The following is a 23,358-nucleotide window of genomic DNA, read 5'->3' as shown; positions in this document are numbered from 1 at the left end:
TTGATACGAATGCAGCTATTGCCCTTCATAGGCTTGACTCATCTTTGGATAGAGTGATACGACAAGCTGAGGAAGATAAAGAAAATATTTTCTTTTCTGTTATAACTCAGTCCGAGTTTATAGCCGGGTTGCCCACTGATACTGACTTAGATTCGATACCTTTTCTTGGCGGGGAATTTATTGCAGTTAATTCAGAGATCGCAGTTAAAGCGGGGCGTATCAGAAGAGAACAAAAAGATAAGTTTGCAAGAAAGCTCAAGACCCCAGATGCATTGATTCTTGCGACAGCCATTATAAACCAATTGGTACTGGTTACGGCGGATCAAGATTTACAGTTCGCGGAGTCTGAGTATGAAGTTAAGGTGATAAACTTTAGCAGGTTAGCATCTTAGTAATTGCGAAAATTTTAATTATAAGAAAACGAATAAGATGAAGATAATGATCGATATTTCAAGGAAATAGATGATTTCTTTCTGTAAACAGCCTTTTAACTCATTCGTCTCTGCGAATTCCTTACGTTATAATGATGGACTGAATGTAACGGACCGGGTTCGTTTGAGAGAGACGAGCTGAATGATAGGAGAGCCTTGGCGATTGGCAGCTGGACGGATGCCCGAAACACACGGGTTGCGAGTCAACACGCTACTCTCTGTAAATATAGGAGGCTGGAACGAGACAGTATGAATCTTAGACAACAATGGTTCGGTAATATCCGGGCCGATATACTTGCGGGCATGACTGTGGCGCTAGCACTAATTCCTGAGGCGATTGCCTTCTCGATCATTGCGGGGGTCAATCCCATGGTCGGACTGTACGCCTCCATCTCGATGGCAATTGTCATCTCTTTTGCAGGTGGACGTCCGGCGATGATCTCGGCAGCGACCGGGGCCGTAGCTGTATTGGTCGTTGGCCTGGTGAAGGATCATGGCGTGGAATATCTGTTTGCAGCTACCATTTTGGCAGGAATCATACAAGTGCTGCTGGGTGTATTGAAAATAGGTCGTTTTATCAGCTTTATTTCGCAGCCGGTCATGACCGGATTTGTGAATGCGCTGGCCATCCTCGTCTTTATGGCGCAACTCACCCACTTTCATGGAGCTAATTGGATCATGTACGCGATGGTAGCGGGGACGCTGCTCATTGTGTATATTTTACCGAGATTTGTGAAAAGCATTCCTGCTCCATTGACGGCAATCATCATTATGACGATCATTACGTATGTATTTGGATTGAATGTGAAAACGGTAGGAGATATCGGTACGCTAACCAGCTCGCTGCCTTCATTCCATTTGCCGCAAATTGAGTGGTCGTGGCATACTTTGCGGATTTTGCTGCCGTATTCCTTTACGATGGCACTGGTTGGACTGCTGGAATCGCTGCTGACAGCCAGTATTTTGGATGAAATGACCGAAACGAAAAGCAATAAAAACCGGGAAGCCCGCGGCCAAGGGATTGCCAACTTTGTAAATGGCTTTTTTGGTGGCATGGGTGGTTGTGCCATGATCGGACAATCCGTCATTAATGTCAGCTCAGGCGGAAGAGGGCGTTTGTCCACTTTTACGGCTGGGGTATTCTTGGCCTTTCTGCTGCTCGTGCTTGGCGGGGTTGTAAAGGAAGTGCCAATGGGCGCATTGGTGGGAGTCATGTTCATGGTGTGTATTGGAACTGTGGATTGGAAATCGCTCCGAAACATTGCCAAGGTTCCGAAAGCAGATACGTTAATTATGGTAGTTACGGTGATCATCGTGGTGGCTACGCATGATTTGTCCAAGGGCGTGATCGTGGGCGTACTGCTGAGTGCCCTGCATTTTGGCTGGAAAATGGCTAAAATTCGCATTAGCGCGACGGAGAACAACGATGAGAAGGTGTACCATGTCAGGGGTCCGATGTTTTTTGCATCAACAACTCGTTTTGTCGATCATTTCGAACCTTCGGATGATCCAGAACGTGTCGTTGTGGACTTTAGCCATTCTCATATTTGGGATCACTCGGCGGTTACTGCCATCGGCAAGGTGCTGCAAAAGTATACGAAATCCGGCAAATCTATTACCCTGCAAGGGTTAAATGAGGAAAGCCGTTTAATTATAGAGAAGCTTGGCGGTCCTGTAGTTACAGAGCCACTCGTGTGATGAATCGTATAGCATAAATCAAAGCTTGAAATGAAATTTATTCATTTCAAGCTTTTTTTATTTATTTCTGAAATAAAACAACACTTTTCTTCCTAAATCATAGATAAATATGACAAATTTTCATCAAAGTATTGACGTAATAATTGGGCAGGAATACAATCATTGTTATTAAGCAAAGCAAATACATAGGAATAATCGAAAATCGAAAGGTATGCACATATGAACTTAGACTGGGAGTTTATTGTAGAGAGCTTGCCGTTATATGGAGAAGCTATGTGGCTGACGTTGAAGATCGCCTTTTTTGCTATTCTATTTTCATTAGTCGTCGGTTTGCTGTGCAGCACAGTGCTGTATTACAAGGTAAGGGGAATTAGCGGCATCATTGTTGCCTATATTGAGCTTTCCCGAAATACGCCGCTGCTTGTACAGTTATATTTTCTGTATTATGGGTTTACGAAAATAGGTCTGCATATGAGCGAAATGACGTGTGCCATTGTGGGCATGACCTTTTTGGGCGGGGGGTATATGGCTGAGGCGTTCCGTGGGGGAATGGAAGCAGTGAGTAAAACCCAGACGGAATCCGGGCTGAGTCTCGGGCTGTCCAAGATACAACTGGCGAGATATGTTATTTTGCCACAGGCTTTTGCCATCAGTGTTCCGTCTCTGGGAGCGAATGCGATTTTTTTGCTCAAGGAGACTTCCATTGTTGGCGCCATTGCTTTATTAGATCTGATGAATGTGGCAAAAGACCTGATCGGCATGTACTACAAAACAACAGAATCACTAATTCTGCTGGTATTGGCATATCTCGTCCTGCTTTTACCTTTGTCGATACTGCTGACGTGGGTGGAAAGGAAGGTGCGATATGCTGAATTCGGGGATTAATGTGCTCTTTGAAGGTTCCAATTTCGAGCGTCTATTAGGGGGATTACTCGTTACGCTGGAGATTGCGCTACTTTCCATTATTATCGGTACTCTATTAGGCATTTTGATGGGGTTGCTGCGCACCTTAAAATCAAGACCGATTCGGTTTGTGCTGAAATTATATTTGGAGACATTCCGCATTATTCCAATTCTGGTGTGGTTGTATGTCGTATATTTTGGATTTACTCCTTTGTTGAATGTGAATATCAGCGGGGAATTGACGGCAATTATCGTATTCAGCCTGTGGGGAGCGGCCGAGATTGGTGACATCGTTCGTGGTGCATTGGAATCACTGCCCAAGCATCAGGTGGAATCCGGGCAGGCACTGGGACTGACATATAGACAGTTATACCGCCATGTGCTCATTCCCCAGGCGGTGCGCCGAATGCTTCCCGGTTCTATTAATCTGGCGACACGGATGATCAAAACCACTTCATTAGTGGTGCTGATCGGTGTAGTGGAAGTGGTCAAGGTCGGACAGCAGATTATTGAGCTCGGTGTAATCAAAGCGCCCTCGGCATCCTTCTGGGTGTACGGCTTTATTTTCATATTGTATTTTCTCGTATGCTATCCGTTATCCAGACTTTCCAAAAGATTTGAACGCAGATGGCAAAATTAGCAGGATGGGGTGGGTGTCATGGGAGAGGCTGTGGAGGTTTTACTCGAAATTCGAGGGCTGCACAAAAGCTTCGAAGACCGAAAAGTACTGCAACAGATTAATCTGGATGTAACGAAGGGGGAAGTCGTGGTCGTTCTCGGTCCTTCGGGATGTGGAAAAAGCACACTCCTCCGATGTCTCAATGGTCTGGAACCAGTCCAGAGCGGAGCTATCCGTTATAGAGGGCAGGACCTGACGGATAAGAAAGTGAATTGGCGCGAGGTGCGGCAGCATATCGGAATGGTGTTCCAGAACTACGAATTGTTTCCGCATATGACGGTCTTAGAAAATATATTGCTCGGCCCGCTTAAAGTTCAGCGGAGAAACAAGCAGGAGGCACTTGAGCAAGCGGAGCAGCTATTGGAGCGAGTGGGTCTGCTGGATCGCAAAGATGCGTATCCGAGACAATTATCAGGCGGGCAAAAGCAACGGATTGCGATTGTGCGCGCCCTGTGTATGAACCCAGAAATTATGCTCTTTGATGAAGTCACCGCATCCTTGGACCCGGAAATGGTCAGAGAGGTGCTGGATGTCATGCGAGAGCTGGCACAACAGGGCATGACCATGATTATCGTGACGCATGAAATGGGATTTGCCAAGTCGGTAGGAGATCGTATCGTTTTTATGGATCAAGGACAGATATGTGAAATGACTACACCGCAGCAATTTTTTACCCAACCGGAAACAGAGCGTGCCCAGCACTTTCTGGATATATTTCAGTACGAAACGATATAAACAGGGGGATGAATACAGATGAGAAAAGGAATGAAGTTCACGACGTTATTACTGGCTTTAAGCTTGCTGCTTGTTGGTTTGGCGGGATGTGCAGGAGGCGGAAATACCAACGGTAGTTCAGGCTCGGCTAAATTTGCTTCGATTGAGGACATTAAAAAGAATGGCAAGATTCGAATTGGTGTATTTGCAGATAAGCCGCCTTTTGGCTACGTGGATTCGGAAGGGAAGAATCAAGGCTTTGACGTTTACATTGCGAAGCGGTTTGCCAAAGATCTCTTGGGTGACGAGTCCAAGGTGGAATTTGTCCTGGTGGATGCTGCCAGCCGGGTCGCCTATTTGGAATCCAACAAGGTAGATATCATCATGGCTAACTTTACGGTGACGGATGAGCGTAAAGAAAAAGTCGATTTTGCCAATCCATATATGAAATTATCCTTTGGCATTGTGTCACCTGACAGCGCTCCAATCACCACGATTGACCAATTAAAGAATTCGGACCAGAAGCTGATTGTCGCAAAGGGAACGACGGCTGAAACCTATTTCACGAAAAATTATCCTGACATCAAGCTGCTTAAATTCGATCAATACACAGAAATCTTCTCAGCCCTCAAAGACAAACGCGGTGCCGCCATTGCCAACGATAATACAGAGCTGATCGCCTGGGCCAAGGCCAACCCCGGCTTTACCGTAACCATCCCGGCCTTTGGTGGTCAAGATACAATTGCACCCGCAGTAGCAAAGGGAAATAAGGAGTTGTTAGACTGGATCAACAATGAGCTGGCTACATTAGGCAAGGAAAACTTTGTGCATCAAGCCTACAAGGACACATTGACCTCTGTTTATGGAGAAGGCTTTACAGATCAATTGGTTGTAGAGGGCGGCAAAGTGGATTAATCATAGTATAAGTTGTTGTTTTACCATAAAGAAGCGTTGGGACAACAAGCCCAACGCTTCTTTAATATGGGGAAAAGAGGGCCTTAGCAACCTCTTATTTTGTCATGGAAATGCCCACTGGGCTAATAGTAATCCTCATTCTCATGTTACAGTCTCACTGTCTCTCAATTCCATCTTCAGGAATGTATTCTATAATATCAGCGAGAGTAATAGCCCTTGTAAATCTTCGTTGGCGGGCAAATCTATTCAAAGCATCAAGTATATGGACTAGTGTTTCCAGTTCAAGTCTTTTGGTTTTGCCATTTACCATATCTATTACGGTAGCCGGACGTATTTTTGCTTCTGAAAAATACTCCTTTATCAGTATAGATTCTAGTTACACGTACTCTGAAATAATGATAGCAATTATGCTAAATAACAAGGGAAAAAATATCCCTGCCAGGGGCAGAGATATAAGGTGCAGCGGACTATTCTGTGAATGAATTAGTGTTTCTCTAGTTCATTTTCAGGTATATATTCGAGAACATCATGTAGAGTTAATGGACGACCAGAGAGCCGAATCAGTGTTTCCATCACGGTATTAAATGTTTTAAATTCGATTCGCTTGGATGTATTGTTACACATCTCATAGATGGTATTAGGCCTGATTTTTGCCTCACGAGCGAGAGCGTTTTTAGTAATCCCGATTTCTCGAAGTAATTCTTCAAGTTTAAAAACAATTCCCATACATACACCTCATTATAGAAATTTAAATAGAACTAACATTAACTATTGAAGTTTATCTTTAAAGGATATAAAATAACTACAAAGGTTAATCTTTAAAAGTTATAAAATTTACAAATCTAATCTTTAGTAAAGACCGTTTTAATAGATGTGAAGGGAGCTAAATCTAAATGAACAAAAGTAATTTTGAAAAAGTAAGTGTCATTCTTGGTCCCTGTGATCTTCCGCATATGTATGAGCTTTTTGAAGGCTATCTGATCAAGGACCGTTACGTCATGATGATCGACAATAGCGTGCTTACTCTTCGACATGTAAAAAAGGAAAGAAATCATTCGCATCTATATGTTGATGGTGACACGGGAGGAATTCACTCTTGCAAGGCATGTACAACGTGAAGACATAGATGTGATTACTGAGTTGGTCGAACGATTGCGCAACATGGATGCATTAAGTTTTCTTACAGATGAATTGTTATGGAACACATGTCGGGAAGATATAGACTTTGATTTAGTTCGGAATAAAGGACTATGAAAATGGCGAACGTAAATCTGATTCGAATTTTTGTTCTCGTTTTACTTATATAATGTAACACAGAAGCGTAAAAGGGTGAAATGAACACCGTCCTAATAAAGATACATACTCTACCCAAAAGCTCTTGCATGCTAGTAGATTTCATTATATAATCTTAAATGATAATGAGAATCATAATCATTACTAACAGTCTTTAGGTGCATGCTCCCAATATGAGCCTAAGTGAATAGGATGGTGATGTGCACATGGCTAAAGCAGATGTGGCAACTGCCAGAAGACAGCTTCGGAGTCCGAACAAGGTAACTCGCAGACGAGCTTTGAGAACGATCAAAGCTGCGAAACGCGCGAAGTAGCAGGTTCCAAGTTAACTGCAAATGGCAATACCAGTGTCAAATTTTTCAGTCTCCTCGTTTTGATATTGCACCTGCTTTCCTGATGGTGGTACACAGGAAGGCAGGTGCCTTTTTTTGAATGATATAAAAAAGCGCCAGACGGGTATCGAACCGTTCTGGCGCATTATTTGGAGATATAAAAAAACCAAACTTAAAATGAACATAAAAATGGAGTAGACGGAATAGTGCTGTACAAGCGAAGCGATCGCTTTTGTCCCCGGATTACTACTCTATAAAAGGCTTTGTTCAAGAAATCCGGGGGCGGTGGCGATGGGAAGCACTATCCGACTGCGTAGTGGCACAATATGAAACTTTTAAGTTCGGTTTTAATACAAAAACTACATTTATTTCTTTTGTGCAAACAGCCATTCAATCATATCCTGATTTTGCAGAGCCGGAACCCAGGAGAAGTGTCCTGTAGGTTTGATAATCCCTGCTTCGTATTCAGTGAAGTGAATGAGGTTTCCGTTTTGTGCTTTAATGGCAGCGACCATTTCTTGCGAGTTTTTAGGACTTACTGTGGTGTCGTCTGCAGCATGGAAGGCCCAAATAGGAACGTTTTTCAATACCTCGACGTGTGTAGGTTCAACAGGCGCGTACATGTTAACGGCTTTTTCATAGTTGGTCAAACCGGCAATCGGCACACCTGCGGCGAACAAGTCAAGATTTTTCTCCAACAATCTCCACGTCCCCATGGCTCCTTGAGAAATACCAACAATATAGATTCGGTTGGTATCGATCGGGTATTTTAACGCCGTTTCACGTACCAAATCGGCTACAGCGCTGTTGCGTGGCTCATCCGCCCAAATGAATTTATGCTCCAGGTCAATCGGGCTTTGTGGAGCGATTACGAAGGATGGGTGTTTGGCTTGCTGCTCAGGAGAAGCCCAAGTAACAGCTCCGGCATTTGCCAGCAGGTTTACTCCGTTTCCGTCGCCACGTTCGCCGTTTCCGTGCAGAAACACAACCAGAGGGTAGGTTTTGCCGGGCTCTACTTTAGGCTCAAACGTAAAGTAGTTCAGCTTGAAGCCTTCTTTATTTTCAAAGGTGTTTTTTTGGAAATCGTCCACGATCGGTGTAATTTTATCCGTTGCTTTTACAGTCTGTGCAGAGGCTGGAATGACTGTTTTCTTTGAAGTTGCAATATCTTTCTTTTGACTAATCGTATAATTCAACGTGTTGATGCGGTTAACTGCGCTTGTTGCATCATAAGTAAGGGTACTTGCATTTTTATCTTGCGTATCCAGCTCAATCACGACATATTTACCATGAGTACTGCGGTTGGTGATAGCTCCGGTATCATTGGTATATACACCGGTCACGGTTCTGTCTGTATATACATCATTGAGTACAGATTGAACCTGAAAGCTGGAAGTGGATAAGGATGCCCCGTCAATATTAGTGCTGTATTTCAGTACAACAGCAGAAACAACTTCACCCAAGGGCTGTACCTGCGTAAGCAGGGTAGCCTGTGGCGCTGGGACATCGGCTGCTGCGGCAGAGCTGGAGGATGGGAAAAAGATCGTAAGCAGGAACACGAAAGATAATAAAACAAGGGCAAAACGTCTTCTTTGCATGAGATTAATCTCCTTTGGTGTCATTTTTTAAAGCGCTTACTACATGTTCGGGATGGTTGATTGTATGCTGTGGAATTCATACAAATCAAAAAAAAGGCAAACTCCGGGTACACAAGTGTACTCGGGTTTTGCCTTTTCAGTAACAATCCCACTTGAAGGATAGCACCTTCATTGGAATCTGACAAGTGAAAGCGCTACATTTTTGGATCTTTTTTATAAAAAATTCTACTTTCGCAACTTAGAATTTTGCAAAAATCCATTGAAGAGATTTGTAATCAGCAAATAGATAGATCGAAAAGATTGTATTCGTCTATGACAGGAAGATAAGAAACCGAGGCTTTCCAACGGGAATGTTGTGGTATATAATCTTCTTAACTTAACACCGTTAACTTATATAACAATGTTAATAAAGGAGATGAAATCATGAACCAATATGATGCTATTGTCATCGGTGCAGGACTGGGTGGCTTGTCCTGTGCAGCAAGACTCTCCGCGCTCGGTTACCGAACAGCTGTTTTTGAGAGCCACACTCTGCCTGGAGGTTTCGCAACTGAATTTACAAGAAAGGGCTACACTTTTGATGTCTCCTTGCATGGTGTCGGTGGACTCGAGGAAGGCAGCTTCGGTCGGCTGTTAAAGGACTGCAATGCGGACCAGCGAATTGTTCCTCTCCGCAAAAAGCACCCTTACTCCATTCGTTGGGAAGGGCAGAACATTGATATTCCGTCCGATGTTCAGGAGTATGTGCAGCTCCTCAAAAACATGTTTCCTGCTGAGGTGGCAGCCATTGACAGTCTATTCGCGGGCATTCGCCGTTTTGAAACAGGCTTCTCTGCTTTTTCTTCCCTCACTTCCTGGCGCAGGGCGGCTGGCCTGCTCAAAGCAGGAACCTTCTTCCGCTGGACGCAGATGACTACCTGGGAAGCTGTAAGCCAGTTCGGGTTGTCTGACCGATTCACGGAATTTTTCACCGCGCTGTGGGCCTATTATGGATTGCCTCCAAAACGGCTTGCGGCCTTGTATTTTTTCATTCCCTGGATCGGCTATCATTTGGAGGGGACGTATTACATTGAGGGAGGCGCACAGGCTTTATCCAATGCACTGGTTGACACTATTAAGTCAGCGGGAGGAGAAGTTCACCTGCGCAGTCAGGTGTCTGAGATTATGCTCGAACGTGGTAAAGCAGCTGGTGTCCGTCTGAAGAAAGGGGATGTATATAAAGCCAACTGGATTGTGTCTGGTATCAGTCCCCATCATACCTATGGCCGCCTACTGGAAAACTATGATGCTGCCCGTCGTGAGCTGGAAGCTGTCAGCAGTTTGGAGGCTGGCACGTCTCTCACCCAGCTATATCTGGGATTATCATGTGAACCCCATGAGCTTGGCATCACCGAAGAAGACTTAATCCTACGTAATGAGCCGGATTCGGAGACAGATTATGAAGTTATGATGAGCGGCCAGTACACTAAAGGCAACTGGATGCTCACGAATTATAACGCTATGGACCCTAAGCTCAATGAACCGGGGAAGGGTGTCATTGCAATTACATTTTTGGACAGATTGGAGAACTGGCCTGCCGCACGTCCCGAATATAAAGCCAAAAAAGAAGCCGTGACAGAGCAGATACTGGGATGCCTAGAACAGCTGTATCCTGGTTTTCGCAGCAAGGTAGTGGTGGCCGAGTTGGGCACACCGCGCACGATGCAGCGTTATACCGCTAATCCCGACGGGGCCGTTTATGGCTACGCACAAACGGTCCGCCAGTCCGGCATAAAAAGACTGAAGCACAAATCAGCAGTAGACCGTCTGTCATTGGTAGGGGCGTGGACACAGCCTGGGGGCGGGTTTCAAGGGGCTATGAACTCGGGTATAATGGAAGCTGATCGTATCGCCGCCAAATTGGGGTAGGCAGAAGGGGCAAGTACATCTACTCATGAAACATATCAAACGCCGAGAACGTGAAAGCAGTGAGATCCGCCGGAAAATCATTGAGGCCGCCCGGTCGCTTTTCCTGAATCAGGGGTATGCCGAAGTCTCCATGCGCAAAATTGCGGATCAGATCGAATATTCACCAACGACTATTTATCATTATTTTGCCAATAAGGAAGCCGTTGTCCGTGAACTGCTGCTAGAAGGAAATACCTTGTTCCTGCAGGCTCTTCTGCAGCGTGTGGATGAAGCACAGGCAGCGGGATTGAATACGCTGGACACATTGAAAACGGTATCTGATGCGTATGTTCGTTTTGGAACGACTAACCCGGAATATTACAACATCCTGTTTATCAGCAACCTGGAATCTGTAAGCTTGGTCAGTCTTATAGACAGTGGGAGTTTTAAAGGCTTTGAGCTGCTTGAAGCGGGGCTCAAAGCTGCTATGGAGGAGGGCTGCATCATTCAAGGAGATGAGCACCTGATCGCCAGATCCGTATGGAGCATGCTGCACGGATTGACTTCTTTGCTCCTGAATTTTGAACTTCCTATGGCAAAATCCAATGATGAATTGATCGCATTCACTATAGATACTTTCCTCAAGGGGTTAAGCCGCTGACGCAGCGGCTAACTTTCTTTACCTCACACCACTGTACATGCGAATCCGCATACAACCATTCCGAAAGATTAACGAAGTTCCAAATCTGAAAGCTGCTTAAGCACGGCTTCAATACGACGTTTATCTTTTTTGAGCATAACGAGCTGCAAAGAAGCAAGAAGCAGATCTGTGATATTGGCCCAAGCGTCTGCTTCCAGAGCGGGAAGAGGATCCCGATGAATCATAATATCCAGCGCCTCGGTTGCAATTTTTTGATGAAGCTCGCTATCGGATAGCCATTCAATCAACTGCTCAGCTGTAGGACGGGAGTGAGCGAAAAGTATTGCCCAGCCATCCACCGGATGATTGACCTTATCCCGCATCCAGTTAATGATCCGTGGTGAACGAAAATGTTGTAGCTGCCCATTAGCGGTGTATCCTTCTAATTTGTCTTCTGCGACCAAATGCTGTAGCAGGTGATTGCAAACACATACCAAGCCTTCCTGCTCGGGTAGGCAGCGGGCGCTTAGATAAGCACGTGTGGACGCAAATGCACCCTTAGCATGTAGGGTATTGTTTTGAGCTAAAGATGTCCATGCTTGCGCGGTTTCCGGTTCCCACAAGGAGCGGACCCATTCAGCAGCCTCAATCCCCGCAGTCTCCCCTACCAAAACGGCCCAAGTAGAGAATGGAACCTGGCTATGCTGAATGTTCTGCCAGTGCTGCTCCCAGGCAAGAAAAATATCCTTTGGATCATAGGCTTGAAAAGCCTGCAACACAGCAGGATAATCTACGCCATGCATGGTGGTGTAATGGATTAGCGTCTCCAACGACTGTGCATCCTCCAGCTTCATCGTGCAAAACATGTTCAACCAGCGTTGCCACAGTTACAGTGGTGGGCTGTTTAGCTGAATGCCATGCTCATCGGTCACTTTAAACCAATCCCATAGCCATAGCCCGTGCAAGGTGAGCATGGTGTCTATATAGGCGGGTAGATTTTCCGCGAGCAGCGTGAACTGATCCAGCTCGTGATGATAGCAGAAAACCGCTGGCTCTGTTGCGGATGTTGCCATATCAAGCAGTATCGGATCACCCGCACCATTATAATTAAGGATCAGATATCGTTGCTCGTCCGCTGCTGAGTCGGTATCTTCCCCATAGGATGTAAAATAGCCAATATACTCATGATTCCATCCAAACTCTCCTGTGATATCGTCTAGGATACACTGCTCTTGTTCAAGATCATTGCTGTTTTTATATGAACACTCTGGTCCATCAGCTACAATACAGTGTTGGGGGAGGCACCATAGTAAATTTAAGCTGCCACACCGCTTTATCAATTCAGACAGGGAGGCAGGCAAATGCATCTGCAGCCGTTCCTCCAGCTCAGTTAGTTCACCTGTAGAAATTCCCTCCGTCCATTGGTATACCACGTCAGGCATCCCACTTTGTCTCAGACGATCAACGATTTGTTCCAGTTTTTCTAAGGTTTGTGCAAAATGTACGGTCATTCGTATTCGCCCTCCTCTTACTCTACAACCCGGCAATGCTCTTTTTGCAAGAATGATAAAATTTCATCACGAAGTGCTATCGCTTTGGATTCATAAATGATCGCCACTTCGCGTCCATATGCATAGTTAAAACGCACGTATCCGCCAAGAGTCTGAAGAAAAGCCATGCAGATATGCTCATTTTCAATCCATAGATTTGAGTTAAAATGCTGTTTAAATCGCTGAGCCAATGCTTGTAAGGATGCCGGAGCAAAATTCAGCGCCTGATCGCTCGGATTGGCTGGATTGTAGGCCTCGGCCGTATCCAGGGGACTAAACAGTAGGAATGTAGCGGTTTTGTCTTGGCTGACAGGTTCGAAATAACGGGGGAATGGCTCCATTCTTCCAAATTCATCCTGTAGTATATGTCCTAATGTCTCTGTGAATGGAACTTGAACATCTAAAGTCTTCGTAGTAATGATCTCCGAGTGTCGTGGCAGCCACATTAAGCCTTCAACCTGAGGGTGAATCGCTAGGAAGTCACCATCTATGGAGCTGCCAATGACCACGCACTCGCCCAGCTGCTGTGCTGTAATTGGGCAGTTATCATCATGCGTCCACAGTTCGTAATCCGTATAGGATTGCAATAGTTGAGGATCAGGCATTTCAATTATCAGCAGGCCACAATAGGTGCCCGGCCCGTAGCGGGTGAGGAATGCTACATAGGGAGGTGGTAAAGTTATTCCATAGGTATGCTCAATATTTGTCAGTTCATCGGTAGCCACCGGTGTGTGCTGTGTGGAAACCCAATACATGTAGAATACACCTGCTTTCCGGCACTCTATCTATAGGGATAGAGCCCAAAAGTAAATGAGAGATATGCTATAATCAGGAAATAAAATAGTTATAGATTAGTCTATCTTAATTTCATAGGAACTACAATTTGTGAGGGGACGAAGGAGGAACACATCTTATGACATCAGGGGTACAAGCCTACATAGATCCAATTTTTGAGGCGATTGATGAGGCGTACGCTTCTGAGCAAAAGCGCATCGCCGAATTCCAAATCAAAAGTGTCCTTCACGAAGGGATTCATGAATACTTAAAAGTTACCTGTAAGAAGGATGGGCTGTGGGTGGATACCTACGAACCGTTTGATTGGGATCATCGTAGACCGGATATGAAAATTTCTGGGTTTACAGATGGGGTAACATTGCAGCAGGTACAGGACGAATGGATGCCTGTGTTTAGGGAACGGATAGAGGCTCTGTTTAAGTCGAAAGAATTTAGTTCCATGTTCTTTCGTTATCGGCTGGAATTTCATCTGGAAGTAGTCTTGGAGAATAAGGCTAGTCATTTTACATTCTCACTCCTGAACGAAGATAAGCGGCAGCAACTGTTAGCCACTATCCAACAGTTTGTAGAGCAGAAACTCAACCCCTCTAGTAAAGCTGTGCCGAAGGAAGAGGACGATTTTTTCTTAGTAAGGCACTTGCTTGATCCTCATTTGTACCCTGTAAACGCCCAGTGGATGAATGAGCTGCTGAATCGAATGGATGCCAAAGTGAAGGTCAGCCGCAAGCGTGAGGAAGCATGGAGGTATCAGCTCAGCAGTGGCTTGAAGCATTGGGCAGAGGATGAATTTTTGGCCAATTATACAGATCGGGAAAAAAGCTATGGGCTGGATTATAAAGTGAAGCCCGATATTCTCCCTTCGGAAATTCCTGCGCCAGCCATGGAGATGTTCCTGCTTACCGCGATGCGGGTGGGCTCGACCGATGCCGATGCACGGCAGAAGTATTTGGAGATTGCTGCACAGCTAGGCTCGGAGCAGGCTTCCGTGTGGCTTGAGAGCGGATCAGGAAGCATCCCAGCGTTATATACAAGTGAGCGAGTCATCTGCCAAGCCAATGATATTTTGCAAACGCTGGAGGTTCAGATTCGTTCAGAGGAAGAAGAGAGCTATAGAGAAGCACTCGTATATTTATGCGATATTTTAAGAAAGGGCTTTACCAAGGAATATCGGATGAAGTTCAAAAGCAAGGTGAAAGACTACCTGCCTGTACCCAAGTTGGCTAAATCTACGTTACATCGTTTCTTCGCCAATGCACTTGAATACCCTGCGCTGCATCCGTTGCTGGCTGAATATGCTGAGGTCGTGATGGAAGAGTTCAAGTGGTATAACGATGTAGAGCCCGGTGAAAAGTCGGCGATGCCGGGAACCTATGCGGTGATGGGACTGGGCCTAAAAGGAAAGAACTATTTCCCATTAGTGAATCGTTATATGAAGCTGGTGGACAGTGAACATCAGTCCGTACAGGACGGTTACGCCGCTGTATTTGCTGACGCACACGGACTGACACCGGACACGATCCCCGTTTGGACGAGGGTTCTACTGGCAGGCAACGAGTCTGCCAAACCACTGAAGTCATCCAGAATCGAAACTGTAGAGCAGGCACAGGTACTGGTGGAGGAGCTTGAGAAGCTGGAGGACTATGAACAAGAGGTGCTTGTTTATCGCATATGGGGTGGCGCGAAGAAACTAAAAAACAGCCTGAAGCAGGCTGCCCCTGAGGTAAAAGAGCTGCTGGAAACGCTTATTCCATAAAAGCATCATATTCATGATAATATCGCAGTCCCTGCGCAATGCGTTCAATATCCGGCTCGCTTCCGCTGTGGCGTAACACTTCAATGACATCCTGTACAGTCGCCACCTCCAACCAAGATTGCACGTGATGGTCTGGTAGAGATGCAGGTATACTTTCATCACGATGATTGGTGACGGTGAGACCGGCATCCTCCAGTTCCCACAATTCTTCCTCGGGGATGATGTAATAGGTAGAATTGAGCGGATTACTTTGAACACGTTCCAGATTGGCAAATACCCATTCATTGATCTCTGTTTGGCCAACGGCACGAATCAATGCTTCAAGGCTGTCAAAAGTTTGTATGCTCATGTATGGAGGCCCCTCCCTTAGTCGCTGGCTTATGCTGTAGCTTTTGTAATATTCTCAAGATGGCCTGTCGATTCTTCGCATCCTTAATGTACTTGGGAATGGAATGGGAAGCCGTACGCATCATACCGGATGTAGGCTTTTCTCGCAACTCGGCAGAGATATAGGAGAGCAGGTAATTCAGGTGTATCCGGTTAAGAGCCCAGAAAGGTTTCCCCCGGTAGTAATCAAGGAAGTACAGCTGAAGCTGGAAAATAGGGTCTTTTCCGTTTTGGACCACGTCTGTATGCCATTCGTGTGATTGAACACGATGCACCGGAACCTGATTGCGTGTCTCACAGTGCGGACAGTTTATATTCGTATTTTTATGGAGTTTCGTTCGGTCATCATGGATTTCGATATTAAAATACCGCTCGCAATGGTTGCATACGCCGCGTGCATAGAATGTATAAGATTCTGGCTGCTGATACGTGTAGTAACAATGAGAACATCGAACGACGTAATGACAGTCTTCCTTTGAGTTGGAAATAAAAGCTTGGCCCTGACAACGGGGACAGTGAACAGCTACTTGTTCTCCTCTCCGGATCACGGCGCTAAAGTCATATTTATATCCATGTTCATCTTTGAAGCGCTTTTGCTCCATATTCGTTCCTCCTTTTTCGAAAAGAGCGTAAAAACGTACGTTTTACGAGTCTTATGTTATAATATTCCTCAACAACAGAATGGCTTAGATGGGCGGTCGGCTAGTCTCCTGTAAAGGAGGTGAGGCCTGTGGAGGTTAAAGACACCCTAATGTTGATGATTCAATTCGCAACGTTGGTGATCCTAATTCTTTCCTTCCATAAAAAGAAATAGACCGCCCTCGACAAAGGCAAGCGGTCTATTTCAATGATCATCCTTTGACACGGCTACCGCCCTTAAAAGCGGCTGTTGCCAAAGAGTGAGGATGTTGACGCATCTTCACTCTTTTTTTAGAATATACATCTTATTCCCATTTTAACACTTGAAAATGGCCTTTTCAATGCGCCGAAGGGTGAAAAGGTGAATAGGACGTGCAAAAGGAGAGGGCGAACATGAGCATTTTTACAGGGCTGCAACGTCCGCAGTTTCAGGCTTATTATGATGAGGTTTTTCTAATAGAGCATCGTTTTAAAAATGGTATGGGCTTTCCGCCTTCTTATATAGATTATGTCAAAACTCTTGGTTACGGGCGACTATGTGGCTTATGGAACATTCATATTCCTCTTGGCGATCACCCGGATTCATGGCTTCATCGTTATCATAACTGGCGGGCCTGGTTTGATGATTTACTGGGATCGGAAGAGGTTCTACAAGAAGCGGCGCTGGAGCCAGATGGTTTTCCGGAGCTTTTGGAGCATGCGGTTCCCTTCGCTTCCAGTGAAGGGAATGACCTGCTGATTTGGGATATTCAATCGCCTGATGAACGGGGAGAATTCCCAATCTATGCTTTGAATCTATGCACATGGGGCAATTTTCGGTATGCAGCCTCGGATTTATATAGCCTCGTCGAAGCGTTGGTGGATGAAGAGCGCGTGAAGTCAGTATTAGGGACAGAGCGTACACCATTCTCTTATACGTTCGAGCCCTTTTAGCAGCGTAAATAACCACCTTGGTATCAAACTTCAAGGTGGTTATTTGTGCTGCTATTCTTCTGCTAGTGGTCTTCGTATTGGGCTAAATATCGCTGTACCAACTCATATCCAGCCACGCCCATTACAGTATATTGATTATATTCTTCCAGTTCCAGATTGCGTATATATTCATCCCCGCAATACAGATGGCCCGCACAATTAAAATATTTTAGCTGCTGTTGTTCCTCGGATAGAGGGCGCTGATCGATAATAGGCCATACTCCCTTCGTCATGTTTTGGGTGGCGGTGAATATAACTTCAAATCGGCCGCGATAATTTGTGAACGTAAGATATGTCTTTTCACCCTTGTACGCTTGATTCTGGCCTATGGATAGAACCCCGAAGGAGAACGCTTTTTTGAATCTACCATACAGTGCGCAGATCACCTGACATACCGCAAATCGGCCGTCATGCATGGGGATAACAAAAATATCGCCTTCCCGATGTTTGATTCTTTTGAACACCATCGTCAGGCCAGCTCTTCCTGAATGATCTCTGTTTTTAGACCTTTAGCGTTGGTAATCGTAATGCTGATCGCATCATAGCCGTTCCGCTTCGCATCTTCAAAATCGCATCGTTCGCCGTTGATCAGCTCTAACTGTCCATTCTCATCCACATCGTCTGCAAACTCGTCATCCCAATCAACATTATAAAAAGCGGTCAAGCTTACCTCGAAAGTATCTTCACCATCTTCGTCCAGATAGGGCAGCAGGGGAGTACGATTGTTCTGCTGTTCCTTGGTATAAACTTCGCATAGCAGAGCATCGTAACCATGGCGGGTTCCGTCAAAAATCACGATCTGTTCACCTGTGACTGCCTCTTCTGCAATAATGAGTTGGGGGGCAAATTCAGTTCCAGTGATCAGCTCGTCCATAAGTTCTCCATAATAAAAAATGTGGAATTTCGTATGTCCTGCCTGTGAACGAAGCGTACCTGTCCACTCCTGCTCGACCCATGCCTCTGGGTTTTCGGGTACAACCCAACCTTCTAAATAAGCCGGTCCCCAATTAGGGTTATGTATTTCTGTCATCAGTAGGCCTCCCTTTCTGCTCGTTGAGTCGTTCAATTACCTGATTAAAAAACGTTGTAAAGTCTGTTGCCACCAGATACAAATGTCCACATTCGTCCTGCTCTGCAATATCATAGTTCAGTTTGTCATCATAAGCATGAAGATGTGTGCGGTCCCAGTAGTACACATACGGGGTGTATTCATTACATATTAGAACGTAAAAATTGTCGCCCGCATCTGCACCAATCAACAAAGCGTTCTGGACATGATTGATTTCATCCAGAAATTCATCATTAATCGCTAGAAGGTCATGATTTTTGTTGGATACCTCATATCCGAAAAAACAAGTCAAATCAATGTCTCCGTTATCCACGCGATCGAAGGGCACATTGCAATAAAAAGGGGCGGCTACATAAAAACCGTTATATTGTGAAAGAAAACGTGTATAGCCAGCGGGCAATATATGCTGTATCTGTTCCTCCAATGCCGCGATCTGGGCAGGCGAAAGCCCTGATTCAATTGCGAATGACATCAACAACCAGCCTCCTTGATCCTAGTAAACCATAGACCTCTTTTTGGAAATGAGAAGACGCAGCGGTGCATCGTTTGTGAGATCATGTCATGGATAGGGTGACGATTTTGTTGTCCTCATCCACATCTACCTTCACATTCACTCCCAGCTTGTCCTTAAACAGCTTACTGATATTGATATAGTCATCCTTTACCGCACGGCTTGATCTACCGGTCGTGCGAGTCATCCCAGCGGTGATGATGGAACGGACGTATGTTTTATCGAGCTTGGCTTTGGGATTATAGGTATAAATAATCTGTTCCTGCTGATTGTAATAATGGGTTAATTCCGTGTAGTCGTTAGCATTCTCATACTGCTTTTCCTCACGCACATACTCAGGATGGTCCATGGTGTAGTGGACTCCCCCGTCCAGAAAAGGATTTTCCTTGGAGGGTCGGAGTTCATATTGTCCATACGCCAGTTGAAACAGATACTCTATGCCTGAGCCCTCCGCCTGATAGTAGAGCTGACGATTGTCCCCTTTTTTATCTATAGCGGTATAGCTGCTGATTAAAGGCCAGGCATCATACTTTTTATCCTTTACCTCAATGGCAAGCTTGTAATGTAAAAGCACCTTTTCATTTTGAAATAATCCAAAGCTGCTCATGATGAAATAGGCAGGCACACATATAATCCCGATAATCAATATGAATATAAATATTCTTACACGCATAAGTAGAGTGATTCTCCTTTGGTTGTCGATTATGTGGACAGCTCCCGTTTGGCAGATGCACCGAATTCTCATGCTGCGATAATTGCTTCAGAGCATGTTGTGCGAAAGGCATGCTTTTATGTGCGCGAAGCAGTGCACAAGCGGCCTCCTTGACTAAGATATATGTATCACTGCGGATCAACTCTCATGTCTGTAGTTCGATAAAGCTTCTTCCCGTCCGCCACCCTCCAGCAGCACCATAACCGCATAGGAGATCGTATCAATCCAATCGTCGAGGGTGTTGATCTGCTCTACGGTCAGCAGGTTGTTTCGCTGCAGCATACTATCAGGATACAATGCCCATGCCCGTGTATATTGACATATCCCCCACAGAGCGGCAATCAGCTCCCGTTCTACGGATGGTTTCTCCAACTCATCTGCGAGAACTTCAATGATGGTCATCAGTTCATGGAAGTTGTCCTCGATCAGTTCTCCCTGAAAGGGGCGGAGCATCCCTAGAAATCCGTTTTGCATTTTGGGATGCTCCAGATCATCGTGAATAAAAGAATGACAACGTAACAGCTCGCGAGCCTCCTGTTTATTCATTCAGCTCCTTAATCTCTGCGCGGATACCTCTGCACAGAAAGCTACCTGACAGTCCCGACAAGGCATCGATATCAACGACCATGTCTGCTTCTTCATAGCGGAAATCAAGCTGCAAGATGATGTTTTCTGTTTCTACAGGAGTTAATACATGCTCTTTGGTTTCCAGAAATGTAAAAGTCACTGCATAGCGTGGGACGTCTTTTACTGGAGCTTCAGGGATTACAGGTGCCTCAGCCGAAGGCTCCAGATCCGGTGATTTAGGGACAAGCACGCTAGCGTAGGATAGCTCAATCGTCAGCGTAATCTGGTCTTTCGTCATATTAGCAGCTGTAATTCGGTCATAATGAAAGGGAGGGAAATAGCCGAGCTTCTCGACAATGCTGTCTGCTCCTTGAATAGAAACGGTTGGAGAGAAAGCCAGTTCCAGTCCGATGGACCCTGCCAGTTGGTCTTCATATTCTGGATTGATACGTACAAGGGCTTGTTCCGGCTCTACTTTCAAAATCGTCCCTATAAAATACTGTTTGCCATGGATCAGAACAATATCATGCGGAACGAACGGCAACGCTCCCCCGGCTTGATAATGAATGAGATATTCGTTCTCTTTTTTTTCAACCTTTTGAACTTGAATTTGCATAAATTGCAGCCTCCTGGGGTTAATGGTATGACGGATTGTTTAAGTGTGTGGTAAAGGGAACGGAGTCCACGTTTGAAAAACATACTTCATATCCGGGGTATCCTGTTCGAGCATAAATGGAAGAATATCCATAATAGCGCGTGCTTTACTGCCAGCATAAAAGTTACGCGAGCTGTGTAGCAGCTTGTTTGCCTTTAACCACTGGCTCAGCTTCATCATAACGTCTTCGACGATTGCTTGGTCGATACTTTCATAAACGTCCTGACGGATTGAAACGAGCATGCCGCAATGATTAGAAGATTGGCACATGGGGTCATTGGACAAAAGAATGTACACTTCCGGCGTTGTCCCTTTGTTATAGGATGATTTGATACTGGGAGCCTCGATAGCTAGCATAAGCGGAATCAATTCATCATCGGTTACAATACGAAGCAACTCCTGCTTGTCCCAGCGAATCTTACCGTGTTTGGCCTTTTTAGCCCCGGCTTGATAGACTGACACACGGGTATTGCGGATTCCTGATATATTCAGGAGCGTTTCAAAACAATCGAACAGGTTAGTAAAGCACTCTTCGGCAAACAAAGTGTGCTTCTCCGACAAGGAACCGGTCATTATGAAATTATAATGCAGGTTGTTAACCACAAGCATCCATCCTTTATTCATGAATTACCAATTCATATACCATAATATATGACATGAAGATCGAATTCACCTTTTACATTGACTGTGGTACTGTTCATTAAAATCGTTTGGAAACCAGTTCAACTTCGCGTATACTAGGAAAGTCATAGATGGAACGGGCCTGAGCCGCATTGCGGCCGTATGTTGGTTACATGAACAGATTCAACGATAACGGATAAGCTCCCTTCCTGAAAAGGGTAGAATGAGAACCGATACAAAAATGGGAATTCTGAACTATGGAACGATAGATGTCATATGGCACATGAACCTATTTTACGTGACACATATTGAATACAGATAAGGGAAGTGAATACCACTTGAAGAATTTTGCAGCATTAGGCGTAGAGCAGCATTGGGTAGAAGCCTTGAAAGAACAGGGAATTTCATCCCCAACTCCTGTACAGCAGGAGTCGATTCCACTGTTGATGGAAGGTCAGGATGTTATCGCCGAGGCACATACGGGAACCGGGAAGACGATTGCGTTCTTACTACCCATTTTGCAAAAAATGAATTTGGACAAGCGTCATCCACAAGCGCTCGTGATTGCACCGACGCGTGAGCTGGCGCTCCAGATTACAGAGGCAGCGAACACGTTGGCCGCTACAGAGCCAAGCTTGTCATTACTGGCTGTTTATGGAGGACAGGACGTAGAGCGTCAGCTTCGTAAACTGAAAGGCGGCGCACAACTGATTATTGGTACACCTGGGCGACTGCTGGATCACCTGAGACGTGGCACGCTGGATCTGGGTGGCATTAAAATGCTGGTCCTGGACGAAGCCGACCAAATGTTACACATGGGCTTTTTGAACGATGTGGAGACGATTCTTCAGGAGGTTCCTTACCGGAGACAGACGATGCTGTTTTCCGCTACGATGCCAGCCGGTATTCGCAAGCTGGCTCGTGTATATATGAACGAACCCGTAGATGTCAAAGTGAAATCCGCTTCTTCCGTTCCGGTGAGCCAAATCCGTCAGGTCGTTGTGCAAACAACAGACCGTGGTAAGCAACAGGCATTGGTGGATATGCTGAATACGGATCGCCCGTACTTGGCTGTTATTTTCTGCCGTACGAAGCGCCGGGCTGCCAAACTGAACGAAGAGCTGCAAGAGATGGGCTTTGAGAGCGGTGAGCTTCACGGAGATTTGTCCCAGAACAAGCGGGAGCAAGTGATGAAGGCGTTCCGGGAAGCGAAACTCCAATTGCTCGTAGCGACTGATGTAGCTGCGCGCGGCCTGGATGTAGAAGGCGTCACGCATGTCTTTAACTATGACATGCCACAGGATGCCGAAAGCTACATCCACCGCATCGGGCGTACCGGCCGTGCCGGAGGCAAAGGCGTGGCAGTGACGCTCGCTACGCCAAGAGATGTTCCAGAGCTTCGGAACATCCAGAAAGTTGCTGGTGTCACATTCACCAGCAGTGAGGGCGGCGGACAGCGTAGACCTGCTTCCGATACGGCTGATCGACAGGGTCGAGAACGCCGTTCGGGCAGAAACGACCGCCGTTCCTACGGCGGCAACGACTCCGGCGGCGGACGCCGGGGCAGCGGCCGCGAACAGGCGGGTCGTCGTGATGCCACAGGCGGCGAACGTCGTTCTAGCCGCGGCAGCAGCGAGCGTGGCGGATATGACCGCAGCAGCAGTGGTTCTGCACGCGGAGGCCAAGGCCGCTCGGCAGGACAAAGCAGCGAGCGTGGCGGATATGACCGCAGCAGCAGTGGTTCTGCACGCGGAGGCCAAGGCCGCTCGGCAGGACAAAGCAGCGAGCGTGGCGGATATGACCGCAGCAGCAGTGGTTCTGCACGCGGAGGCCAAGGCCGCTCGGCAGGGCAAAGCAGCGAGCGTGGTGGATATGACCGCAGCAGCGGCGGTTCTGCACGCGGAGGCCAAGGTGGCCGCGGTGGACAAGCCAAAGGCGGCCCGCGTGGTGGTCAAGGACAAGGCGGCCGTCGCGGACGGTCCAGATAGATAAAACAGGAGTATTCTCATAGAATACTCCACTATGGTTATCATAATA

At 46.1% G+C, this 23,358-nt stretch carries 25 protein-coding genes and 2 pseudogenes; 13 read left to right on the top strand and 14 right to left on the bottom strand.

What is annotated here, in order from left to right; genetic code table 11:
- Nucleotides 1-5: 5 nt before the first annotated feature.
- The 6 genes and pseudogenes from MKY24_RS24965 to MKY24_RS24940 form a co-directional block, all read left to right on the top strand.
- A pseudogene (locus tag MKY24_RS24965) lies at nucleotides 6-392 on the top strand (PIN domain-containing protein); the annotation flags it as partial.
- 288 nt (nucleotides 393-680) lie between these two features.
- On the top strand, nucleotides 681-2,129 hold the full coding sequence (locus MKY24_RS24960) for a SulP family inorganic anion transporter (RefSeq protein WP_068938975.1): 1,449 nt from the start codon (nucleotides 681-683) through the stop codon (nucleotides 2,127-2,129).
- A gap of 219 nt (nucleotides 2,130-2,348) precedes the next feature.
- A complete protein-coding gene (locus tag MKY24_RS24955) occupies nucleotides 2,349-3,014 on the top strand; it encodes an amino acid ABC transporter permease (RefSeq protein WP_023990776.1) in 666 nt (221 codons plus the stop codon).
- On the top strand, nucleotides 2,995-3,672 hold the full coding sequence (locus MKY24_RS24950) for an amino acid ABC transporter permease (protein ID WP_023990775.1): 678 nt from the start codon (nucleotides 2,995-2,997) through the stop codon (nucleotides 3,670-3,672). The genes MKY24_RS24955 and MKY24_RS24950 overlap by 20 nt, the downstream gene beginning before the upstream one ends.
- An 18-nt stretch (nucleotides 3,673-3,690) precedes the next feature.
- A complete protein-coding gene (locus MKY24_RS24945) occupies nucleotides 3,691-4,446 on the top strand; it encodes an amino acid ABC transporter ATP-binding protein (RefSeq protein ID WP_025721631.1) in 756 nt (251 codons plus the stop codon).
- Nucleotides 4,447-4,464: 18 nt separating this feature from the next.
- Complete coding sequence (locus MKY24_RS24940; RefSeq protein WP_025721633.1) at nucleotides 4,465-5,340, top strand: cysteine ABC transporter substrate-binding protein; 876 nt, start codon at nucleotides 4,465-4,467, stop codon at nucleotides 5,338-5,340.
- Between the two features lie 483 nt (nucleotides 5,341-5,823).
- On the opposite strand, the gene MKY24_RS24935 is transcribed toward MKY24_RS24940, so the two are convergent.
- Complete coding sequence (locus tag MKY24_RS24935) at nucleotides 5,824-6,066, bottom strand: helix-turn-helix transcriptional regulator (RefSeq protein WP_023990771.1); 243 nt, start codon at nucleotides 6,064-6,066, stop codon at nucleotides 5,824-5,826.
- A gap of 167 nt (nucleotides 6,067-6,233) precedes the next feature.
- On the opposite strand from MKY24_RS24935, the pseudogene MKY24_RS24930 reads away from it, so the two are divergent.
- Nucleotides 6,234-6,594 (top strand): annotated as a pseudogene (locus MKY24_RS24930) (hypothetical protein).
- 245 nt (nucleotides 6,595-6,839) lie between these two features.
- Entirely contained in the window at nucleotides 6,840-6,947 is a 108-nt protein-coding gene (locus MKY24_RS24925) for a putative metal homeostasis protein (RefSeq protein WP_158451783.1), read from the top strand.
- A 383-nt stretch (nucleotides 6,948-7,330) separates the two neighbouring features.
- Here the strand turns inward: MKY24_RS24925 and MKY24_RS24920 are convergent, their stop codons facing one another.
- Nucleotides 7,331-8,563 carry a PHB depolymerase family esterase gene (locus tag MKY24_RS24920; RefSeq protein ID WP_075154869.1) on the bottom strand — a complete coding sequence of 411 codons (1,233 nt, stop codon included), beginning with the start codon at nucleotides 8,561-8,563 and terminating at the stop codon, nucleotides 7,331-7,333.
- A gap of 423 nt (nucleotides 8,564-8,986) precedes the next feature.
- On the opposite strand from MKY24_RS24920, the gene MKY24_RS24915 reads away from it, so the two are divergent.
- Complete coding sequence (locus tag MKY24_RS24915) at nucleotides 8,987-10,471, top strand: NAD(P)/FAD-dependent oxidoreductase (protein ID WP_339201080.1); 1,485 nt, start codon at nucleotides 8,987-8,989, stop codon at nucleotides 10,469-10,471.
- Nucleotides 10,472-10,496: 25 nt separating this feature from the next.
- Complete coding sequence (locus MKY24_RS24910; protein ID WP_023990768.1) at nucleotides 10,497-11,111, top strand: TetR/AcrR family transcriptional regulator; 615 nt, start codon at nucleotides 10,497-10,499, stop codon at nucleotides 11,109-11,111.
- A gap of 68 nt (nucleotides 11,112-11,179) precedes the next feature.
- Here the strand turns inward: MKY24_RS24910 and MKY24_RS24905 are convergent, their stop codons facing one another.
- Genes MKY24_RS24905 through MKY24_RS24895 form a run of 3 tightly spaced genes read right to left on the bottom strand, consistent with a single transcriptional unit; the run spans nucleotide 11,180 to nucleotide 13,395 of the window.
- A complete protein-coding gene (locus tag MKY24_RS24905; protein ID WP_339201079.1) occupies nucleotides 11,180-11,944 on the bottom strand; it encodes a hypothetical protein in 765 nt (254 codons plus the stop codon).
- Nucleotides 11,945-11,977: 33 nt separating this feature from the next.
- Nucleotides 11,978-12,601 carry an SMI1/KNR4 family protein gene (locus tag MKY24_RS24900; RefSeq protein WP_339201078.1) on the bottom strand — a complete coding sequence of 208 codons (624 nt, stop codon included), beginning with the start codon at nucleotides 12,599-12,601 and terminating at the stop codon, nucleotides 11,978-11,980.
- A gap of 17 nt (nucleotides 12,602-12,618) precedes the next feature.
- Nucleotides 12,619-13,395 (bottom strand): SMI1/KNR4 family protein, encoded by a 777-nt coding sequence (locus tag MKY24_RS24895; RefSeq protein WP_023990766.1) that lies wholly within the window; start codon nucleotides 13,393-13,395, stop codon nucleotides 12,619-12,621.
- A 158-nt stretch (nucleotides 13,396-13,553) separates the two neighbouring features.
- Between MKY24_RS24895 and MKY24_RS24890 the strand changes: the two genes are divergently transcribed.
- Nucleotides 13,554-15,188 (top strand): DUF6138 family protein, encoded by a 1,635-nt coding sequence (locus MKY24_RS24890; protein WP_076295251.1) that lies wholly within the window; start codon nucleotides 13,554-13,556, stop codon nucleotides 15,186-15,188.
- Here MKY24_RS24890 and MKY24_RS24885 read toward each other — a convergent pair.
- Entirely contained in the window at nucleotides 15,178-15,537 is a 360-nt protein-coding gene (locus MKY24_RS24885; RefSeq protein WP_023990764.1) for a hypothetical protein, read from the bottom strand. The two genes, MKY24_RS24890 and MKY24_RS24885, sit on opposite strands and share 11 nt — an antisense overlap.
- On the bottom strand, nucleotides 15,518-16,177 hold the full coding sequence (locus MKY24_RS24880; RefSeq protein WP_339201077.1) for a hypothetical protein: 660 nt from the start codon (nucleotides 16,175-16,177) through the stop codon (nucleotides 15,518-15,520). Before MKY24_RS24880 ends, MKY24_RS24885 begins: the two co-directional genes overlap by 20 nt.
- Nucleotides 16,178-16,607: 430 nt before the next feature.
- Here MKY24_RS24880 and MKY24_RS24875 point away from each other — a divergent pair, with 430 nt between their 5' ends.
- Nucleotides 16,608-17,147, top strand: a complete 540-nt coding sequence (locus MKY24_RS24875; RefSeq protein WP_023990762.1) for a hypothetical protein — start codon at nucleotides 16,608-16,610, stop codon at nucleotides 17,145-17,147.
- Nucleotides 17,148-17,209: 62 nt separating this feature from the next.
- On the opposite strand, the gene MKY24_RS24870 is transcribed toward MKY24_RS24875, so the two are convergent.
- The 7 genes from MKY24_RS24870 to MKY24_RS24840 form a co-directional block, all read right to left on the bottom strand.
- Complete coding sequence (locus MKY24_RS24870) at nucleotides 17,210-17,653, bottom strand: immunity 26/phosphotriesterase HocA family protein (protein WP_339201076.1); 444 nt, start codon at nucleotides 17,651-17,653, stop codon at nucleotides 17,210-17,212.
- A 2-nt stretch (nucleotides 17,654-17,655) separates the two neighbouring features.
- The gene (locus tag MKY24_RS24865) at nucleotides 17,656-18,216 is read right to left on the bottom strand and encodes a hypothetical protein (RefSeq protein WP_023990760.1); all 561 of its coding nucleotides are present in this window, start codon (nucleotides 18,214-18,216) and stop codon (nucleotides 17,656-17,658) included.
- On the bottom strand, nucleotides 18,200-18,727 hold the full coding sequence (locus tag MKY24_RS24860) for an SMI1/KNR4 family protein (RefSeq protein WP_049828352.1): 528 nt from the start codon (nucleotides 18,725-18,727) through the stop codon (nucleotides 18,200-18,202). The genes MKY24_RS24865 and MKY24_RS24860 overlap by 17 nt, the downstream gene beginning before the upstream one ends.
- Before the next feature lie 82 nt (nucleotides 18,728-18,809).
- Nucleotides 18,810-19,439: a hypothetical protein gene (locus MKY24_RS24855; RefSeq protein ID WP_053326290.1), complete on the bottom strand. Its 630-nt coding sequence runs from the start codon at nucleotides 19,437-19,439 to the stop codon at nucleotides 18,810-18,812.
- 177 nt (nucleotides 19,440-19,616) lie between these two features.
- The gene (locus tag MKY24_RS24850; protein WP_053326289.1) at nucleotides 19,617-20,024 is read right to left on the bottom strand and encodes a hypothetical protein; all 408 of its coding nucleotides are present in this window, start codon (nucleotides 20,022-20,024) and stop codon (nucleotides 19,617-19,619) included.
- On the bottom strand, nucleotides 20,017-20,661 hold the full coding sequence (locus MKY24_RS24845; protein ID WP_023990756.1) for an immunity 50 family protein: 645 nt from the start codon (nucleotides 20,659-20,661) through the stop codon (nucleotides 20,017-20,019). The genes MKY24_RS24850 and MKY24_RS24845 overlap by 8 nt, the downstream gene beginning before the upstream one ends.
- Nucleotides 20,662-20,700: 39 nt before the next feature.
- Nucleotides 20,701-21,309 (bottom strand): hypothetical protein, encoded by a 609-nt coding sequence (locus MKY24_RS24840; RefSeq protein WP_226887729.1) that lies wholly within the window; start codon nucleotides 21,307-21,309, stop codon nucleotides 20,701-20,703.
- A gap of 350 nt (nucleotides 21,310-21,659) precedes the next feature.
- Between MKY24_RS24840 and MKY24_RS24835 the strand changes: the two genes are divergently transcribed.
- A complete protein-coding gene (locus tag MKY24_RS24835) occupies nucleotides 21,660-23,309 on the top strand; it encodes a DEAD/DEAH box helicase (RefSeq protein ID WP_339201075.1) in 1,650 nt (549 codons plus the stop codon).
- Nucleotides 23,310-23,358 lie beyond the last annotated feature (49 nt).

This window comes from Paenibacillus sp. FSL P2-0322, assembly GCF_037975315.1.
Taxonomy (GTDB): Bacteria; Bacillota; Bacilli; order Paenibacillales; family Paenibacillaceae; genus Paenibacillus; species Paenibacillus polymyxa_B.
Note: the sequence above shows the minus strand (reverse complement) of the source record. Positions and strands in the feature narration are given on the sequence as shown.

Bases quoted from the DNA above. Each gene is read 5' to 3' on its own strand.
- MKY24_RS24960 (WP_068938975.1), top strand. From the start codon at position 681: ATGAATCTTAGACAACAATGGTTCGGTAATATCCGGGCCGATATACTT.
- MKY24_RS24955 (WP_023990776.1), top strand. From the start codon at position 2,349: ATGAACTTAGACTGGGAGTTTATTGTAGAGAGCTTGCCGTTATATGGA.
- MKY24_RS24950 (WP_023990775.1), top strand. From the start codon at position 2,995: ATGCTGAATTCGGGGATTAATGTGCTCTTTGAAGGTTCCAATTTCGAG.
- MKY24_RS24945 (WP_025721631.1), top strand. From the start codon at position 3,691: ATGGGAGAGGCTGTGGAGGTTTTACTCGAAATTCGAGGGCTGCACAAA.
- MKY24_RS24940 (WP_025721633.1), top strand. From the start codon at position 4,465: ATGAGAAAAGGAATGAAGTTCACGACGTTATTACTGGCTTTAAGCTTG.
- MKY24_RS24935 (WP_023990771.1), bottom strand. From the start codon at position 6,066: ATGGGAATTGTTTTTAAACTTGAAGAATTACTTCGAGAAATCGGGATT.
- MKY24_RS24925 (WP_158451783.1), top strand. From the start codon at position 6,840: ATGGCTAAAGCAGATGTGGCAACTGCCAGAAGACAGCTTCGGAGTCCG.
- MKY24_RS24920 (WP_075154869.1), bottom strand. From the start codon at position 8,563: ATGCAAAGAAGACGTTTTGCCCTTGTTTTATTATCTTTCGTGTTCCTG.
- MKY24_RS24915 (WP_339201080.1), top strand. From the start codon at position 8,987: ATGAACCAATATGATGCTATTGTCATCGGTGCAGGACTGGGTGGCTTG.
- MKY24_RS24910 (WP_023990768.1), top strand. From the start codon at position 10,497: ATGAAACATATCAAACGCCGAGAACGTGAAAGCAGTGAGATCCGCCGG.
- MKY24_RS24905 (WP_339201079.1), bottom strand. From the start codon at position 11,944: ATGAAGCTGGAGGATGCACAGTCGTTGGAGACGCTAATCCATTACACC.
- MKY24_RS24900 (WP_339201078.1), bottom strand. From the start codon at position 12,601: ATGACCGTACATTTTGCACAAACCTTAGAAAAACTGGAACAAATCGTT.
- MKY24_RS24895 (WP_023990766.1), bottom strand. From the start codon at position 13,395: ATGTATTGGGTTTCCACACAGCACACACCGGTGGCTACCGATGAACTG.
- MKY24_RS24890 (WP_076295251.1), top strand. From the start codon at position 13,554: ATGACATCAGGGGTACAAGCCTACATAGATCCAATTTTTGAGGCGATT.
- MKY24_RS24885 (WP_023990764.1), bottom strand. From the start codon at position 15,537: ATGAGCATACAAACTTTTGACAGCCTTGAAGCATTGATTCGTGCCGTT.
- MKY24_RS24880 (WP_339201077.1), bottom strand. From the start codon at position 16,177: ATGGAGCAAAAGCGCTTCAAAGATGAACATGGATATAAATATGACTTT.
- MKY24_RS24875 (WP_023990762.1), top strand. From the start codon at position 16,608: ATGAGCATTTTTACAGGGCTGCAACGTCCGCAGTTTCAGGCTTATTAT.
- MKY24_RS24870 (WP_339201076.1), bottom strand. From the start codon at position 17,653: ATGGTGTTCAAAAGAATCAAACATCGGGAAGGCGATATTTTTGTTATC.
- MKY24_RS24865 (WP_023990760.1), bottom strand. From the start codon at position 18,216: ATGACAGAAATACATAACCCTAATTGGGGACCGGCTTATTTAGAAGGT.
- MKY24_RS24860 (WP_049828352.1), bottom strand. From the start codon at position 18,727: ATGTCATTCGCAATTGAATCAGGGCTTTCGCCTGCCCAGATCGCGGCA.
- MKY24_RS24855 (WP_053326290.1), bottom strand. From the start codon at position 19,439: ATGCGTGTAAGAATATTTATATTCATATTGATTATCGGGATTATATGT.
- MKY24_RS24850 (WP_053326289.1), bottom strand. From the start codon at position 20,024: ATGAATAAACAGGAGGCTCGCGAGCTGTTACGTTGTCATTCTTTTATT.
- MKY24_RS24845 (WP_023990756.1), bottom strand. From the start codon at position 20,661: ATGCAAATTCAAGTTCAAAAGGTTGAAAAAAAAGAGAACGAATATCTC.
- MKY24_RS24840 (WP_226887729.1), bottom strand. From the start codon at position 21,309: ATGCTTGTGGTTAACAACCTGCATTATAATTTCATAATGACCGGTTCC.